Genomic DNA, 16,024 nt, shown 5'->3' with positions numbered 1-16,024 from the left:
TCTTGCTTTTATGGGCCTTTGGCACAGCAAGGCGTGCGCTTGAAGCGGCGTTTGTACAATTTACCGGATTTGGGAGGCCGCCGCGCCGCCCCAAAGCGGCCAGAGCCGGGGGCGGCAGGCTGATTTGATCAACCCACACACACCCGACCCCGGAAATCCGGGGTGGTGGTCGTAGTGGTGGTGAGCGGGTTTGCCATCGAACAGAGATAGGGTTGCGTAAGCAGCATGTCACCCTTCGCGCGCCACAAAGGAAAGCAACCGCTCCACTTTGGAAAGTGTACTTGACATTGGGGCGAATCGATGACAAGTATGCTTTCCATAACAGAAAGGGAGCTTTCCTAATGACACGCAACACACAAGCTTTGATCTGGGCGGCCATCATTATTGCCGCTGCGCTGATCTGCGTATCTTATGGTCTTAACAACGCCGCCAGCTTCGGCATCGTTTCGGGCCTTAGCGGTGCAGCATGGGGCTCGCTTCAAGCGGACTCGCCCTGCGTAAGAGGATGCCTGCAATGACCGCCCACATGCAAAATCTATGGCAATCGCCCGGCCCCTGGTTTGGTCTGGCAACCGGATTGGGCGCACCAATCATCGCACTGGCATTTGCGGGTGTGTTGCCGTGGGGTTGGGCCGGGGCGCTGCTTGTGGTTCCGGCATTCCTTATGATCCAAATGATCCGCACGATCAAAAACAATGACCTTCCCGCCGTCACCGGCAGCCCTGCCATCGCGCGCTATACAATGCGGATGATGGCGGCGAGCTTTGCGTATGTCATTGGCCTGATGATCGCGATCTGGTTGCATGGTCAACTGCCCGCAGGATCACCGCTTCTTTACGCGGTAACGCTTCTGCCCACCGTACCGGCGCTCGGCATGATCTGGGCCATGTTCCGCTATTTGCTGGACGAGACCGACGAATATCTGCGCCACCGCGCCAGCCTCGCATCGTTGATCGGTCTTGGCATTGTCCTGTGCCTAGGCACCATCTGGGGCTTTCTCGAAACCTTTGGTCTCGTGCCGAACATCTTCGCCTGGTGGGTCGTGCCCGCCTGGGCAATGGGCCTTGCAATCGGCCAAGGCATTCTAGCCCGCCAAGACACACGTGCAGGAGAACCATCATGATGGCGCAAACCGCAAAGAACGGCTTTTTGGGCCGCGGCCCTCTGTTCTGGATGGGCATGATGTTCATCAGCACCATTGCCGTTGCGGTGCTCGCGATCAGCGGCGCGGTTGAGAACAAGGGCGCAATCATGATCTTGTTGGTCGCACCCGCCAGCCTGATGATCGCGGTCTACAAAGCGGCTCAAAATCAGCCAATGGACGACAATTGCGTTGCGAAAAGCACCGCGCAGCAGCGCTATATAAAGCGGGTGGCGATCTCGACGTCGCTTTACTTGATGACTTTCGCGCTGATGACGTTCCTGAAAGATGAAGTCGAAGTGCCTCTGGTCGCGCAATACATTCTGGCGGTCCTTCCCGGCCTCGCAGTCTGCGGCATTTTCTGGGCCGTAGGGCGTTTGATTGTCGAGGAAGAAGACGAGTTTCTGAGGATGCTGACTGTGCGTCAAACGCTGATCGCCTCGGCTCTTTCGCTTAGCGCGGCATCCGTTTGGGGCTACCTCGAAAGTGCCGATCTGGTCGTGCATGCCGATGCGTATTGGTATGCGATTATCTGGTTCTTTGGCCTCGGAGTGGGAGCGGTGGCGAACCGCATCCAGTACGGTACGTGGGGTGCGGTGTGATGAAAATGAACATCGAGAGACTCGACTGGTTCATAGCATTACCGCTGCTCGCATCGCTTGTTATGATTGCCGAAGCCGACGCACCGCGCGAAGCGGTGGTGGCTTTGACCCCTTGGGCCAAGGGACTCATTCTCGGCGGACTGGGCCTGCTATTCAATGTGGCTGTCGCCGCCGCATCGGCAATCGACCGCCGGTGCAGCGAGGAATATGCATTCCAAATCATGGCCAATGCCGCGCTTGTCGGCTTCGCCGCGACCATGCTTGTGAATCTTTGCTGGGTGATCGGTGAAAAGGTATTTGGTCTTCCTGAACTGGCCAGCGACAATATCATCGGCATTCTGACTTTTGGCTGGGCGATCAGTTATTACTGGTTCCGTTTCAAAGGGGTTGCCCGATGAACAATCGCCTCAAAGTGCTTCGCGCAGAGCGTGACTGGTCCCAGCAAGACCTCGCCGACCGCCTGGGCGTAAGCCGCCAGAGCGTGAACGCGATTGAAAAGGGCCGCTATGACCCGTCCCTGCCGCTGGCCTTCACGATCTCCGAAACCTTCGAATTGCCAATCGAGGAAATTTTTAGCCGCGACTGAAACAAAAAAGGGCGGCGCTTTGAGCGCCGCCCTTCGTCAATTCTCTGCGGGTTGGGTTGATTTATGCAGTCGCAGGCTGCGGTACGCTGGCAACAGACCCTGTTTTGTTATTCGTCGGTTTCGGCAGCGTTTCTTCCGATTTGCCGAAATATTTCTTCGCTACATATCCGCCCACCCCTAGCGCGACCATTGCTGGGAGGCTCATACGGCTGAGCACAAATGGAACGGCTGCGCCGATAACGGCTCCGGTTGTTCCGCCGATGCTTTTCGACTGTTTCGCGACACTGCCGCCAACTGCGGCTCCGATAATTTTACCAAGCATTTCAATCTCCTTTTGCCAAATCAATGCGCAAAAGGCAGCGGGGTTCCGAAAAATACCTCGCACAAAAGCCGCGATCAGCCTTCGTCGACGTTGGCCAACAAATCATTCACAAAGCTGAAAAAGTCTGCTGCCTCTTCATCAATCTGAGAATCGGAAAAGCTCAGACAGAAAACCGCGTCACCTTGGCCATGCCTCACGCAGTAACGCCAGCTGCCACCTGTACTTACGACCCCGACAAGGTTCTCTGGGATTTTTTGTGGAGGCCGAGACGAACTGAAAAGTGCTTTCGAGGAAGGCGAATTGTAGATCTGAAAGCTCTGATGATCGACATATTCTCGAGCGCTTTCTGGCTCAAGAATGTAGAACTCTTCATCGCGCGTTGCGCCCACACCGATAACAGTGATAAAATCAAGATACTGTTCGGAAATGCCCGGGAATTCGTTCAGGATTTTCCGGACTGCGTCAGATGACGCTGGCTCGAGCGTAGACAATATGCCTCCACTGCTTCGGTCTTGAGCAAATTTCTCGAGCAAATCTGCCGAAGTTTCGCTCGGCATTATCTGACTGGTTTTGAAACGCCCAAACAGTCTTGAAAACGGAGATCTCACAGCACTTTTGCTCGCGCAAACAAGAAGGCGCTAAACTGAAAACGCATTCGATCCGACCTCCATGCTCAGCCGCTTCGTCCCCGCGAGGCGGGTCGAGCGCGTTTTGATGCCTGCCATAAAGCGGTATTCAGTGATTGCTTTATCTTGCGTCAGTTCAACGGCCATATAGCCGCGCTGAGATGTGTCAGCCCATTTGAGCTCGTCATTGGCGCGCACCACAAGCTCGGCCATTTTGTCCGGCGCAACCACGGGCAGATATGTCTCGAACCCCGGCGAACTGACCGAGCACACGCCAAGTTCAACACCGACTTTCTCGCTCTCATGACCGAGCTCGAATGCCCATCCGTTGTGAGTGTCGCCCGCAAGCACCAGTAGGTTCGCATCGGCTTCCAGTGCGGTTTCAAACACGCGGTCGCGTGCTGCTGGGTATCCGTCCCACGCATCCATATTCAGCGGCAAACCCGCTTTGCTGGCCATTGCCGACGCGGCGACGCGGTTGCGCACAAAAGGTGGAATTCCTTCCCCCAGAAGATCGAGCAAATCGGGCGCTGCGGACAGCTTTCCCATCAGTACTTGCTGGACCAGCACCTGCCACGTCGCCCCGCGCGATTTTGATTTCTTCAAACCATCGGCCAGCCATTGCTCCTGAACCGCGCCCATCAATTGTCGCTCAGGATCGGCCCATTCGCCCTCGCGGAACTTTGTCAGCGCCGCGACCATAGCCTCCGGATTCTCTTGCCCTTCGATAATTTTGCGAAGCGAGAATTGCTCATCGCGCCCCTCCAGCCGCGTATCCAGCCGGAACAGGGTCGCCAGATCGCCGATGTCGTAGGAAGCGTAAGGCTCGTCCGATACCGGCATCCATTCGCGGTAAACGCGTTTGGCCACCGCCTTGCGCACTGCCCATTCGCCTTCTGCGTCAGATTGATGGTTCTGCGCGCCGTCTTTCCAACTGTCATTGGCGCTTTCGTGATCGTCCCAGATAGCGATCATCGGCATCACCTGATGCAGACGCCTCAGATCGGGATCGGCGCGATATGTTGCATAGCGAAGCCTATAATCCGCCAGCGCGACTATCTCTGTTTCAGGCGCAAGCACGCGCTCTGCCACCGCCTGACCAGGCGAGGGATAGGTGCCCGCACCATATTCGTAGATGTAATCGCCCAGATGGAGCGCGAGATCACAGTCATTTGCTTCGGCTGCATGAGCGTATGCGTTGAAATAGCCAAACCCGAAATTGGAGCATGAGAAGACAGCAAGCTTGAAACTGGGCGTCGGCATATCAGGCAGCGTTCGCGTGCGGCCAATGTCGGACTTCGTCCCATCAGGGGCCGTGAACTGAAAATAGTACCAAGTGTCCGGCTCTAGTCCGACTTTCACGATGGTTTTGACACAGTAATCGCGTACTTCAAGGACGGAGGCATACCCTTCGGCGGCGGGCTTACTGAGATCGAAGTTTTTGGACATCACCCATGTGAGCGTGTCGATTTCTCCGACATAGCGCGTCCACAGCAGCACACTGTCCGAATGCGGTTCCCCGCTCGCGACGCCGTGTGTGAAGCCGGTGCCGAAAGTGCGCGCCGATACCGGTGTCGCAGCAACAGCCGCAGAGGCTCCTGCAAGGGCGAACAGATTGCGTCGCGAGATATCGGTTTTTGCGCGGGCTGGCATTTCAGCAACGTCGGTCTTCATCATGGCTATCCTCTCCCCAGAGTACGCTTCGCCACCAATGCAGGCTTGCGCGCGGCGCACAGGTGCGGGCATGATGGCTACCATGTCAAATGTGCAATTTCATGAAATGCCTGAGCAGCGTAAAATCGCGTATCGGTTGACCAAAGGAACAGGCCCCGCGCTGGTGTTTCTGCCCGGCTATATGTCCGACATGGATGGGGGCAAGGCGACATCTTTGTTCGCAGAAGCTGAGGCGCAGGGACGTGCTTGCTTGCTACTCGATTATTCAGGCTGTGGAGAGAGTTCGGGCGATTTCGCCGATGGGACTTTGTCGCGGTGGCGTGAGGAAGTGCTCGAATTGATCGCAGCTTACACGGATGGCCCGGTCCTGCTGATCGGTTCTTCGATGGGAGGATGGCTGATGCTGCTGGTTGCCGAAGCTCTAGGCGACCGACTTGCGGGCGTCATCGGGATTGCCGCAGCCCCAGATTTCATCCGTTGGGGCTATAGCGACGAGCAACGCGCCACCTTGGCCGGCGGCGAGATTGTCTATGAGGAAAACCCCTATGGTCCCGAACCGACACCCACCCATCCGGGCTTCTATACCGACGCCGAAGGTCTGATCCGGCTGGATCGCACGGTTGCGATTGATTGCCCCGTACGGCTTTTGCATGGCCAGCGCGACACAGATGTTCCGTTTGAGATCAGCCTGAAGCTTGCCGAGGCGCTGCGTTCGGATGCGGTACAGGTGACGCTGATAAAGGACGGCGATCACCGCCTTTCGCGCGCGTCTGATATCGCGCTGCTCAAGACGGTCGTTTCCAGCTTTTATTGACGGAAAACCCGCAAAACCATGTCACTGCTTCTTGCCATTATCCTCCAATCCGCTTCCGGCAACACCGGCGCGATGCCCAATCTGCCGGACGATTTAATCCACCGGCCACCCCGCTCCAACACGATTGAGGCGCCAACCAACCCGACCAGCGCATGGCTTTCGGAATGCCTCGACCAACTGGATGAGGATCCTGCACGGGCCCATTCGAAAGCGCAGATCAAACGCACGGAAAGCACTGGAGCGGACAGGGTCATCGCGAATCATTGCCTTGGTCTTGCATCGACCGAACTGCGCCTATGGGATGATGCGAAAACCGCTTTCCTCGCAGCGCGTGACGAGACGCCTGACGATGAAAACAGCACCCGCGCCCGCTTCGGCACGATGGCAGGCAATGCTGCTCTTGCAGGCGGTGATGCCGAGACTGCTCTCGCGCTGCTGACGACGGCGCGGAAGGATGCAGGAACAGCCGCATCGGCAACACTGGAAGCGCTCGCTGCGATTGATCTGGCGCGCGCACTGGTTGCTTTGGGCCAGGGTGAAAAGGCGCTCAGCGCGCTTAACTCGGCAAACCAGCTGGAACCCGAGATGGTCGATGGCTGGCTTTATAAAGCCACGCTGTTGCGGCGGTTGGACCGATTGGCAGATGCGCAGGCGGCGATCGAACGCGCCGCCGATCTCGCTCCGATAAATGGTCAAATCGCGTTAGAAGCCGGAGTGATCGCCGTTCTTTCAGGCCGCGAGGATGCGGCGCGGCAAAGCTGGCAATCGGTCATCGATGCGCAGCCCGATAGTCCGGCAGCACAAACGGCCAAGGGATACCTTGCGCAAATCGGCCCCGCACCCGATACTTCGCTCACGCCATGACCCAATTCTCTGTCCTCGATCTTGTCCCTGTCCGCGAAGGCGGCACATTGGGCGAAGCATTCGAGGCAAGCGTTGCGCTGGCAAAGACAGCCGAAAGGCTCGGTTGCACGCGCTTCTGGATCGCCGAACATCACGCAATGGAAGGTATCGCCGGAGGCGCGACATCGGTCGTGCTTGCGCATATCGGCAATGCGACCAAAACCATTCGCATCGGATCGGGCGGGATCATGCTGCCCAATCACACGCCTTTCCAGATTGCTGAACAGTTCGGCACGCTTGACGCGCTGTTTCCGGGCCGGATCGATCTGGGTTTGGGCCGTGCGCCCGGTGCAGAGCCGGAATTGCAGCGCGCCCTTCGCAAGAACCTGCACCAAGCATCCGAATATTTTCCGCAAGATGTGGTGGAACTGCGCGCGCTACTAACCGGTGATGTCGATCTGGCGATCAAGGCCACTCCAGGCTTCGGCGCAAACATTGATTTGTGGATGCTGGGCTCCAGCCTGTTCGGCGCGCAGCTGGCGGCCAAGCTTGGCATGCCATACGCATTCGCCGCCCACTTCGCGCCCGATCATCTTGACGAAGCGCTCAACGCCTACAGGCGCAGTTTTGAACCGTCTGAGGCGCTGGACAAGCCTTATGTGGCGGTCGCGATGAATGTGTTTGCGGCCGAAAGTGCTCCAGCGGCAGAGACCATGGCCTCCAGCCAGCAGCAGGCATTTGTCGCTTTGCGAACGGGCTCACCGGGCAAGCTAAAACCGCCAGTCGAGGGATACGCTGACACGCTTCCCACTCCGCAGCGCGCAATGCTGGATCACTTGGGTCAGGCCGCAGCGGTCGGAACGCCTGAAACTGTCCGCCAACAGATCGCAGCCTTTGCCGATCGCACCCAAACAGACGAAATCATCCTATGCGGATCAACCTTTGATCCCGATGATCGTATCCGCTCATTAGAACTGACGATCGAGGCCTGCCGCGCACGTGTGAATGCGTAGTCGCACCTGATTAACATGCTTGCACCTCACGGGTAAAAGCGAGTATTGCGGAAACGATAAAACAAACCAGCATAACATTATTGCTCGGAGCAGGATCATGGTGTCAAAGCCGACGGAGAAATCCGCCAAGCAAACAGTGGCCAACAAGGCCCTGAAAAGCTCACTCAAAAAACATCTCAAAGCGTCCATATTGCCGGGCGACACACCGCTCGAAGGTGAGCTGTTGGACGAGGCGGCAGAATTTGTCCTGGGTGCCGCCGCGCAGCGCGAGCCTCAACGATCATCGCTCCGGCTTGAATCCGCTAGTGGCGAGCGGCGCAAGATGCGCATCGCGATCATCAATGATGATATGCCGTTTCTGGTGGACTCGATTGCAGCCACCATTGCCGCGCAATCGCTTAGCATTGACAGGCTTGTTCACCCCGTACTGGGTGCTGAACGCAGCGAAACTGGTGAATTGATCCGGCTGAGCGGAAGCAAGAGCGATGATCTGCCTGCGGAATCCCTGATCTATATCGAAACACCGCGCGTTGATGCCCGCCATCGCCGAGAGCTGGAACAGGCTTTACGCGTAACATTGGGAGATGTGCGTGCAGCGGTAACCGATTGGCCGAAGATGCAGGCCATCATGGCGGAAGATGCGGAGCAAATCGCAGACTCCGAATCGCGCGAGCTGGTTGAATGGCTGAATTCCGGACTACTGACTCAGCTGGGTCATGTGAAACGCACCCGCGATGGCAAGCAAACCGACGCGCGCGGCATTTGCCGCAAGAGCACACGGGATATTCTGGCTGAACCCTCAATAGAACGCGCATTCGACTGGTTCGATGATTGTGACGCACGCAATGACCGGCACGATTTGTTGGTTATCAAAGCCAACCGCCTTTCTCACGTCCATCGGCGCATTCCGCTCGATCTCTTCATCGTAGGACTGCGCGACGCGAAGAACGGTAAGGTTCACACGCTTTCCATCCATGCAGGCATCTGGACCAGCGCCGCAGTCGCTACGCCTCCGACACAAGTTCCGGTTTTGAGAACCGACCTTGAAGCAATCGCTCAAAAGTTGGGCTTCGCAGCGGGCGGGCATGCGGGCAAAGCTTTAATCCATGCATTTACGGCGCTGCCGAATGATCTTTTGATCGGGTTCACGCAGGATTCCATTGCGCGGCTCGCGACCACGATGATGGGCCTTGTTGATCGTCCGCGCCCGCGCCTCGCTCTGGTCACATCACGACTTGAGCGGCACATCTATGCATTTGTCTGGCAGCCGCGCGACACAGTTTCGACCCAGGTGCGCTTGCAAATCGAAGACATGTTCACCCGTCACGAAGGCACCGCAGTGCTGGATTGGAGCCTTGAGGTTGAAGGCGGAACTCTCGCAATGCTGCAATTCGTGATCGACATCCGCGATGCGAAGCAAATCCCTGATGAAGCAAAGCTGGAGCCGATGTTTCAGGATATGCTGCGCGGCTGGGGCGAAGCGGTAGAGAAAAATCTTGCGGACGGCATGGATCCATCGCGCGCCGCGGCGCTTGCCTCGCGTTATGCCGATGCGATGCCAATGAATTATCGCGGGCGCTATGATGCGGCAGAGGCTGCGCGCGACATTATCGGTCTGCGCGGCTTGACGAGCGACCATGATCACGAACGCGGCGTACGGCTCTATTGCATCGGCAAAGACCCTGCGCACCGCCTACGTTTAAAAGTTTATCAGCAGCAAGGTGCATTGCCCCTTTCCGACGCGGTGCCTGCGCTCGAAAATTTCGGCTTCCGCGTCATCAAAGAGATACCGATTGCGCTCGAGGAAGGCGCGCTTGGCACGATCCACGAATTCACCGTTGATCTGCCAGAGGGCGATGTCGCAGCTCAGCTGCTTGAACGTGCGGGCGCAATTGAAGCAGCCATTGCCGAAGTGTTGAACGGCGGAGCCGAAGACGATCCGTTCAACCGACTGGTAGTAAGCACCGGCCTTGCCGCGCAAGAAACAGAGTGGCTGCGCGCCATCTATCGCTATCTGCGCCAGACCGGCATGAGCTTCACGATCTACACCGTCGTCGATGCGTTGGGCCGCGCGCCCGATGTGACACGCGCCATGATCGATCTGTTCGTCGCAAAGCATCACCCTGAATTTGCAGGCGCACGGGACGAAGCCGTTAAGGGAGCAATCTCAGCCTATGATCGCGGATTGTCCAAAGTAGCCGCCATCAATGATGATCGTCTTTTACGACTCTACCGTGCGGTGATTGATGCGGTTTTGCGCACCAATGCCTTTGCACCGGCAGCTGCTGAAGCTCTCGCGTTCAAGATTGATTCTGATCTCGTGCCGAACCTGCCAAAGCCTGTGCCGTGGCGCGAAATTTTCGTCTATTCGCGGCGGGTAGAAGGCATTCACTTGCGTTCCGGCGCAATTGCGCGCGGCGGGCTTCGCTGGTCCGACCGTCGCGATGACTTCCGCACTGAAATTCTCGGCCTGATGAAGGCGCAGCGGGTCAAAAACGCCGTGATCGTGCCGACTGGAGCAAAAGGCGGCTTCTATCCGAAACAACTGCCCTCACCCGCGCTTGATCGCGAAGGATGGGCAGCCGAGGGCCAGGCAAGCTATGAAGTCTTCATCCGCACGCTGCTTTCGGTCACTGACAATATCGTTGATGGTACAGTCGTCCATCCTGAAAAAGTCGCGATCCACGATGGCGAAGACCCCTATTTCGTGGTTGCCGCCGATAAAGGCACTGCGCGTTTCTCCGACGTCGCAAACGGCATCGCGGAAAGCCGCGATTTCTGGTTAGATGATGCTTTCGCAAGTGGTGGTTCAAACGGATACGACCACAAGGCCATGGGCATCACAGCGCGCGGCGCGTGGGTCTCTGTCCAGCGGCACTTCCTCGAAATGGGGATCGATGTTCAGAAGGACAGCGTCAGCGTCGCCGGTTGCGGGGATATGTCGGGCGACGTCTTCGGGAATGGCATGCTGCTTTCCAAAGCGATCAAGCTGGTGGCCGCATTCGACCACCGTCACATTTTCATTGATCCCGATCCCGATCCGGCAACCAGCTGGAAAGAGCGCAAACGGCTGTATGACCTACCCCGCTCAAGCTGGGAGGACTACAAGGCTGATCTCATTTCAAAAGGGGGCGGCGTCTATTCCCGCGACCTCAAACGCATCAAGCTTTCTAAGAAAGCGCGCGAGATGCTGGGGATCGAAGAGAAGGAAATCGAACCGGATGCACTGGTAAGTGCCATCCTGAAGGCGGAGCTGGATCTGATCTGGTTTGGCGGTATTGGCACTTACATCAAAGCCGAACAGGAAAGCCACCTGGCGGTTGGCGATCCAGCCAATGATGCGCTGCGGATCGACGCGGCGGAGCTGCGCACCAAAGTCATCGGCGAAGGCGCAAACCTCGGCATTACGCAAGCTGGACGCATCGCGTTTTCCATGAATGGCGGACGTATCAACACCGATTTCATCGACAATTCGGCTGGTGTCGATTGTTCGGACAATGAAGTGAACATCAAGATCGCATTGGCGGCGGCGGCCCGCGAAGGCACGCTGACAGAGAAGAAGCGCAACAACCTGCTGGCCAAGATGACCGACGAAGTGGCCGATATCGTGCTCGAAGATAACCGTCTTCAGGCGCTCGCCATTTCCGTTGCCGAAGCAGCAGGCGCAGAGGCGACCGCATCGTATATCCGTCTGATCGAACAACTTGAGGAAATCGGTGATCTGGATCGCCGGACTGAAGGGCTGGCTGACGGAGAGGCGTTCGCTCGCCGCGCTGCCGACGGCAAGGGCCTTACACGGCCAGAGCTCGCCGTGCTGCTTTCATCTTCTAAATTGGCACTGCAGGATGCGATTGAAGCAAGCGGCCTGCCCGATGATCCGATGTTAGAGGATTCACTCATTGCGCTCTTCCCGGAGCCGATGCGCAAAAGTTTTACCGCGCAGATCAAAGATCACCGGCTTCGCCGCGAATTGGTTGCGACCGATTTATCCAACCGTATCGTCAACCGTCTCGGGCTGGTTCACGCTTTCGAACTGGCTGAGGAAGAAGGCGTTGGCTTGTCCGACGTTGCCGCCGCATTCGTTGTGGTCGAACGTCTCTATGACCTTGGCACTTTATGGGAAGAGCTCGAGACCGCGAAAATGAGCGAGGCTGCGCGGCTTGTCCTGTTTGACCGGGCAGCAGCAGCGGTTGGCAATCTGATGTCGGATGTGCTGCGCACCGCCGCCGGACAGGTCCAAGCCGGAGAACTGGTTGCGACGCTCAGAGACTGCGTCGACATCCTTACCAAGGCGCGCACAGAGCTGCTTTCTGATGAAACGCGTGTGCGCTCCGAAGAATTGCGCCGTTACTTCATCGACAGCGGCTGTCCGGATGCGCTGGCGCTGAAGGTTTCCAACCTGTTCGACTATGACGGTTCGATCGGATTGGCGCAGCTGGCACTCAAGACAGAGATTGATCCAAAGGAACTCACGCACGCCTTTACCGATATCGGCGAACGGATCGGGCTTGATTGGGCGCAAGGCACCGCCGCGCATATGTCTCCATCCGACATTTGGGAGCGTCTGTTGGTCGACGGACTGGCGCGCGACTTCCAGCATATGCGGCTGGAATTCTTGCGACGTTTGATGCGCCGCAAGGGCGGTAAAGACGATCCGCAGGGCGCAATTGCTGATTGGGCCGCGCGCAATGCCGCGGCGGTCTCTCAGTTCCGCTCCATGATCGCCCGGGCGCAGGCTCGTCCGCCTGTGGCCCCAGCAGTGCTTGCACAGATCGCCAGTCAGGCCCGCAATCTGCTTGAACGCTAATTCCAGGCAATTGATCAGTGCTGACACTTTCACGGCTTGACGAATAGGCGATTTGCGGCGACCCATCTGCGCATGACGCGAGAGGGAAATGCTCCGGACCACGCAGATGTGGTGATTGTCGGTACTGGCCATGGCGGCGCGCAGGCTGCGATTGCTTTGCGCCAGCAGGGTCATGAAGGCTCGATCCTAATGATCGGGCGCGACAGCATGCCTCCGTATGAACGGCCACCCTTGTCCAAAGAATACCTTGCCGGCGACAAGGGTTTCGAGCGGATCATGATCCGGCCCGAGAAATTTTGGGCCGACAAGAATATCGACCTGTTACTGGGCAGCGGCGTCACCGATATTGACCCGGTGGCGCACAGCCTCACTTTGTCGAACCGCTCGACAATTGGTTATCGCAAGCTGATCTGGTCGGGGGGTGGTGATCCGCGACGCCTTGGTTGCCCGGGTGCCAATCTCAAACAGGTTTTCTACGTCCGCGACAAACGTGATGCCGATGGCATGATGGCCGCTCTCGAAGCAGGATCAAAGCGCGCCGTGGTGATCGGTGGCGGCTATATCGGGCTGGAAGCGGCCGCCGTGCTCCGCAAGCTTGGCTGCAAGGTCACATTGCTTGAGATGCTGCCGCGGGTGCTTGCCCGTGTGGCGGGTGAAGACCTTTCCCGCTTTTACGAAGCCGAACACCGCAGGCAAGGTGTCGATGTCCGGTTGGAGACCGGCGTGACAGAGATTATCGGTGAGGATGGCAAAGTAAGCGGAGTGCTGCTCGACAATGGCGAGACAGTCGATTGCGAAATGGTTGTGGTCGGTATTGGCATTGTTCCGGCTGTGGCGCCTCTGATCGCAGCAGGCGCCGCGGGATCAAGCGGTGTGGATGTCGATTTCTGCTGCCGCACTACTTTGGATGACATTTATGCGATTGGAGACTGCGCAGCGCATGCCAACCCCTACGCTGACAGCGCGGTGATCCGGCTGGAGTCGGTACAAAACGCTCACGATATGGCGAACACCGTCGCAAAAGCGATCATGGGCGACAAACAGGAATACAACGCCCTGCCATGGTTCTGGTCAAACCAGTATAACCTCAAATTGCAAACCGCCGGCCTCAGTCTGGATTTCGATGAAACCGTGCTGCGCGGCGATCCCGATACGCGCAAGTTCACAGTCGTGTACCTGAAAGAGGGCAAGCCAATTGCGTTCGACTGTGTGAATGCGATGAAGGATTACGTCCAAGGGCGAAAGATGCTCGAAGCGGGCCTCGATAAAGTGGATCGCGCGTTGCTGGCCGATCCGGACATTCCCTTGAAGGAAATGCCGTAAAGGAACGGCCCACGTGATCACTGCGAATGACGGAAGGCCGATGCTGGAAGGCATGACGGTTATCGACCTGACCAGCGTCGTATTCGGCCCCTACGCCACGCAGATCCTATCGGATTACGGTGCGGACGTTATCAAGATCGAAGGGCCCGGCGGCGATGCGTATCGGCACGGGGCAAAGCCGGCCAAGACATCGGGAATGGGCCCGGGCTTTATCGCGCTGAACCGGGGCAAGAAATCCCTCGTCCTTGATCTGAAAAATACAGAAGATGCAGAGATTCTGCGCGGGCTGCTAAGCACTGCAGACGTGTTCGTGCACAATGTGCGCGAGGCCGCGATTGCCCGGCTCGGCTTTGACTATGATGCTATCAAGGCGATCAACCCAAACATCATCTATGTCCACTGCGTCGGCTTTGGATCGGGCGGACCCTATGCCGGATTGCAGGCCTATGACGATGTAATCCAAGCCGCGACGGGCACGACATCGCTGCTGCCGCGGGCCGATGGGAACAATCGCCCGCGCTATCTCCCCTCGCTAATCGCGGACAAAGTTGCCGGGCTCCACGCTGCCTATGCCACGCTCGCCGCGATCACCCACCGGCTGCGGACAGGCAAGGGCCAGCATGTCGAGGTGCCTATGTTCGAAGCCTTCGCCAGCTTCATGCTGAAAGAGCATCTCGACGCGAAAACATTCGATCCGCCCAATGGCGATGCAGCCTATGCGCGTCAGGTCGATCCGGACCGCCAGCCGATGATGACGCAGGATGGCTGGATCAGCATCGTGCCTTACACCCTGCCGCAATTTCCAAAGGTCGTGGCGCTGCTGGGCGATCCCGAATTGGCGGGTGAAGAGCGATTCAAAACGCCGCAAGGCATCATCGCCGCTGCGCCCGAATTATATCAGCGGATGGCCGCACTAACGCCGACAAAGCCGACAGCGGAATGGCTTACCATCCTGCGCGAGCACAACATCCCCTGCATGGCTGTGACCGACTTGAACGATGTGATCGACGACCCGCATTTGCGCGAGACCGGCTTTTTCCAAGCCTCCGATCACCCGAGCGAGGGCGCTCTGTACCAAATGCGCGATCCAAACTCGTTCAGCGATTGGGAGGCAGGCCCGCTTGGCAATGCTCCGCGTCTGGGCGAACACGATAGCGAGTTTGGCAAGGGTTAAGCGAGCCGCGCCGCTGCCCATTCCGCAGCATCTGCCACGACTGGATCGGGATCGTTTTTCAACGTGGCAACCTGCGCGAGCAATGCGCCATCCCCGCTATTGCCAGCGGCATACAGGCAGTTTCGCACAAACCTGTTTCGGCCGATCCGCTTGATTGGGGAGCCAGAAAAGAAAGAGCGGAAGCCCGCATCATCCAGTGCCAGCAACTCGCCAAGCCGCGGTGCGACGAGTTCTGCCCGAGGCAGGAATTCGCGCATAGCGTGCGCTTGGTCGGCGAATTTGTTCCACGGGCACACGGCAAGGCAATCATCGCAGCCATAGATACGGTTGCCTAAGGCTTCGCGAAATTCCTCCGCTACCGGCCCTTTATGCTCAATCGTGAGATAGGAAATGCAGCGGCGCGCATCGAGTTTGTAAGCGCTCGGAAACGCGTCAGTCGGGCAGCTATCCAGACAGGCGCGACACGACCCGCATTGATCGCGCTGCGGTTCGCTCAGCGGCAAATCGATTGTTGTATAAATCGCGCCGAGAAACAGCCAACTGCCATGATCAGGGCTGACAAGGTTTGTGTGCTTGCCCTGCCACCCGATGCCTGCCGCCGCGCCCAGCGGTTTTTCCATGACGGGCGCGGTGTCGACGAAGACTTTGACTTGCGCATCGGGTCTGTCCGCGACCAGCCAGCGGGCGAGCGCTTTCAGCTTCTTTTTGACGACATCATGATAATCTTTGCCCTGCGCATAGACGGAAATACGCGCGTGGCTTTTCGCGTCTTCCAGCGCCATCGGATCATTCGCGGGCGCATAACTCATGCCCAGCGCGATCACGCTGCGCGCATCTGGCCATAGCCCTTGCGGAGAGCGGCGATGTTCCAGGCGCGTCTCCATCCACTCCATCGAAGCGTGATTTCCTTCGCCAAGCCACGTCTCCAGCCGCTCTGCCCGCAGCGGATCGGTGCCCGCACTCGCCACGCCAAACGCCGCAAAACCCAGCGCGCGCGCCTCTTCCTCAAGCCGCTTTACAAGGGCGCCATCGGAGGTATCGGTAACTGCACTGTTAACCACGCTTAGGGTTGCTCCCGTTCAGTTTCGCGCGTTAACCA

General features: G+C 57.9%; 15 protein-coding genes. 11 read left to right on the top strand and 4 right to left on the bottom strand.

Annotated elements, in window-relative coordinates; genetic code table 11:
- The first annotated feature begins 341 nt into the window (after nucleotides 1-341).
- From KCG46_RS03915 to KCG46_RS03895, 5 genes are read left to right on the top strand one after another with little or no spacing between them, the layout of a single operon-like run.
- Nucleotides 342-518: a hypothetical protein gene (locus KCG46_RS03915; RefSeq protein WP_218404008.1), complete on the top strand. Its 177-nt coding sequence runs from the start codon at nucleotides 342-344 to the stop codon at nucleotides 516-518.
- Nucleotides 515-1,123 (top strand): hypothetical protein, encoded by a 609-nt coding sequence (locus KCG46_RS03910; RefSeq protein WP_218404007.1) that lies wholly within the window; start codon nucleotides 515-517, stop codon nucleotides 1,121-1,123. Before KCG46_RS03915 ends, KCG46_RS03910 begins: the two co-directional genes overlap by 4 nt.
- Nucleotides 1,120-1,743, top strand: coding sequence for a hypothetical protein (locus tag KCG46_RS03905; protein WP_255551753.1), 624 nt, complete (start codon nucleotides 1,120-1,122; stop codon nucleotides 1,741-1,743). Before KCG46_RS03910 ends, KCG46_RS03905 begins: the two co-directional genes overlap by 4 nt.
- A 5-nt stretch (nucleotides 1,744-1,748) precedes the next feature.
- The gene (locus KCG46_RS03900) at nucleotides 1,749-2,141 is read left to right on the top strand and encodes a hypothetical protein (protein ID WP_218404006.1); all 393 of its coding nucleotides are present in this window, start codon (nucleotides 1,749-1,751) and stop codon (nucleotides 2,139-2,141) included.
- Nucleotides 2,138-2,329, top strand: a complete 192-nt coding sequence (locus tag KCG46_RS03895; protein WP_218404005.1) for a helix-turn-helix transcriptional regulator — start codon at nucleotides 2,138-2,140, stop codon at nucleotides 2,327-2,329. The genes KCG46_RS03900 and KCG46_RS03895 overlap by 4 nt, the downstream gene beginning before the upstream one ends.
- A 61-nt stretch (nucleotides 2,330-2,390) precedes the next feature.
- Here KCG46_RS03895 and KCG46_RS03890 read toward each other — a convergent pair whose 3' ends face one another.
- The 3 genes from KCG46_RS03890 to KCG46_RS03880 all read right to left on the bottom strand — a co-directional run bounded on the left by KCG46_RS03890 (nucleotide 2,391) and on the right by KCG46_RS03880 (nucleotide 4,954).
- Nucleotides 2,391-2,651, bottom strand: coding sequence for a hypothetical protein (locus tag KCG46_RS03890; protein WP_218404004.1), 261 nt, complete (start codon nucleotides 2,649-2,651; stop codon nucleotides 2,391-2,393).
- Between the two features lie 74 nt (nucleotides 2,652-2,725).
- The gene (locus KCG46_RS03885; RefSeq protein ID WP_218404003.1) at nucleotides 2,726-3,208 is read right to left on the bottom strand and encodes a hypothetical protein; all 483 of its coding nucleotides are present in this window, start codon (nucleotides 3,206-3,208) and stop codon (nucleotides 2,726-2,728) included.
- 81 nt (nucleotides 3,209-3,289) lie between these two features.
- The gene (locus tag KCG46_RS03880; RefSeq protein ID WP_218404002.1) at nucleotides 3,290-4,954 is read right to left on the bottom strand and encodes an alkaline phosphatase D family protein; all 1,665 of its coding nucleotides are present in this window, start codon (nucleotides 4,952-4,954) and stop codon (nucleotides 3,290-3,292) included.
- A 79-nt stretch (nucleotides 4,955-5,033) separates the two neighbouring features.
- Between KCG46_RS03880 and KCG46_RS03875 the strand changes: the two genes are divergently transcribed.
- The 6 genes from KCG46_RS03875 to KCG46_RS03850 all read left to right on the top strand — a co-directional run bounded on the left by KCG46_RS03875 (nucleotide 5,034) and on the right by KCG46_RS03850 (nucleotide 14,925).
- Entirely contained in the window at nucleotides 5,034-5,765 is a 732-nt protein-coding gene (locus KCG46_RS03875; RefSeq protein ID WP_218405285.1) for an alpha/beta fold hydrolase, read from the top strand.
- Nucleotides 5,766-5,783: 18 nt separating this feature from the next.
- A complete protein-coding gene (locus tag KCG46_RS03870) occupies nucleotides 5,784-6,629 on the top strand; it encodes a tetratricopeptide repeat protein (RefSeq protein ID WP_218404001.1) in 846 nt (281 codons plus the stop codon).
- On the top strand, nucleotides 6,626-7,621 hold the full coding sequence (locus KCG46_RS03865) for an LLM class flavin-dependent oxidoreductase (RefSeq protein WP_218404000.1): 996 nt from the start codon (nucleotides 6,626-6,628) through the stop codon (nucleotides 7,619-7,621). The genes KCG46_RS03870 and KCG46_RS03865 overlap by 4 nt, the downstream gene beginning before the upstream one ends.
- 97 nt (nucleotides 7,622-7,718) lie before the next feature.
- Nucleotides 7,719-12,428 (top strand): NAD-glutamate dehydrogenase domain-containing protein, encoded by a 4,710-nt coding sequence (locus KCG46_RS03860; protein WP_218403999.1) that lies wholly within the window; start codon nucleotides 7,719-7,721, stop codon nucleotides 12,426-12,428.
- Nucleotides 12,429-12,500: 72 nt separating this feature from the next.
- Entirely contained in the window at nucleotides 12,501-13,751 is a 1,251-nt protein-coding gene (locus KCG46_RS03855) for an NAD(P)/FAD-dependent oxidoreductase (protein ID WP_218403998.1), read from the top strand.
- 13 nt (nucleotides 13,752-13,764) lie between these two features.
- On the top strand, nucleotides 13,765-14,925 hold the full coding sequence (locus KCG46_RS03850; RefSeq protein ID WP_369410159.1) for a CaiB/BaiF CoA transferase family protein: 1,161 nt from the start codon (nucleotides 13,765-13,767) through the stop codon (nucleotides 14,923-14,925).
- Here KCG46_RS03850 and queG read toward each other — a convergent pair.
- Complete coding sequence (gene queG, locus KCG46_RS03845) at nucleotides 14,922-15,986, bottom strand: tRNA epoxyqueuosine(34) reductase QueG (protein ID WP_218403997.1); 1,065 nt, start codon at nucleotides 15,984-15,986, stop codon at nucleotides 14,922-14,924. The two genes, KCG46_RS03850 and queG, sit on opposite strands and share 4 nt — an antisense overlap.
- Nucleotides 15,987-16,024 lie beyond the last annotated feature (38 nt).

Source organism: Erythrobacter crassostreae (assembly GCF_019204045.1).
GTDB lineage: Bacteria > Pseudomonadota > Alphaproteobacteria > Sphingomonadales > Sphingomonadaceae > Erythrobacter > Erythrobacter crassostreae.
This window is presented reverse-complemented; position numbering and strand designations above follow the sequence as displayed.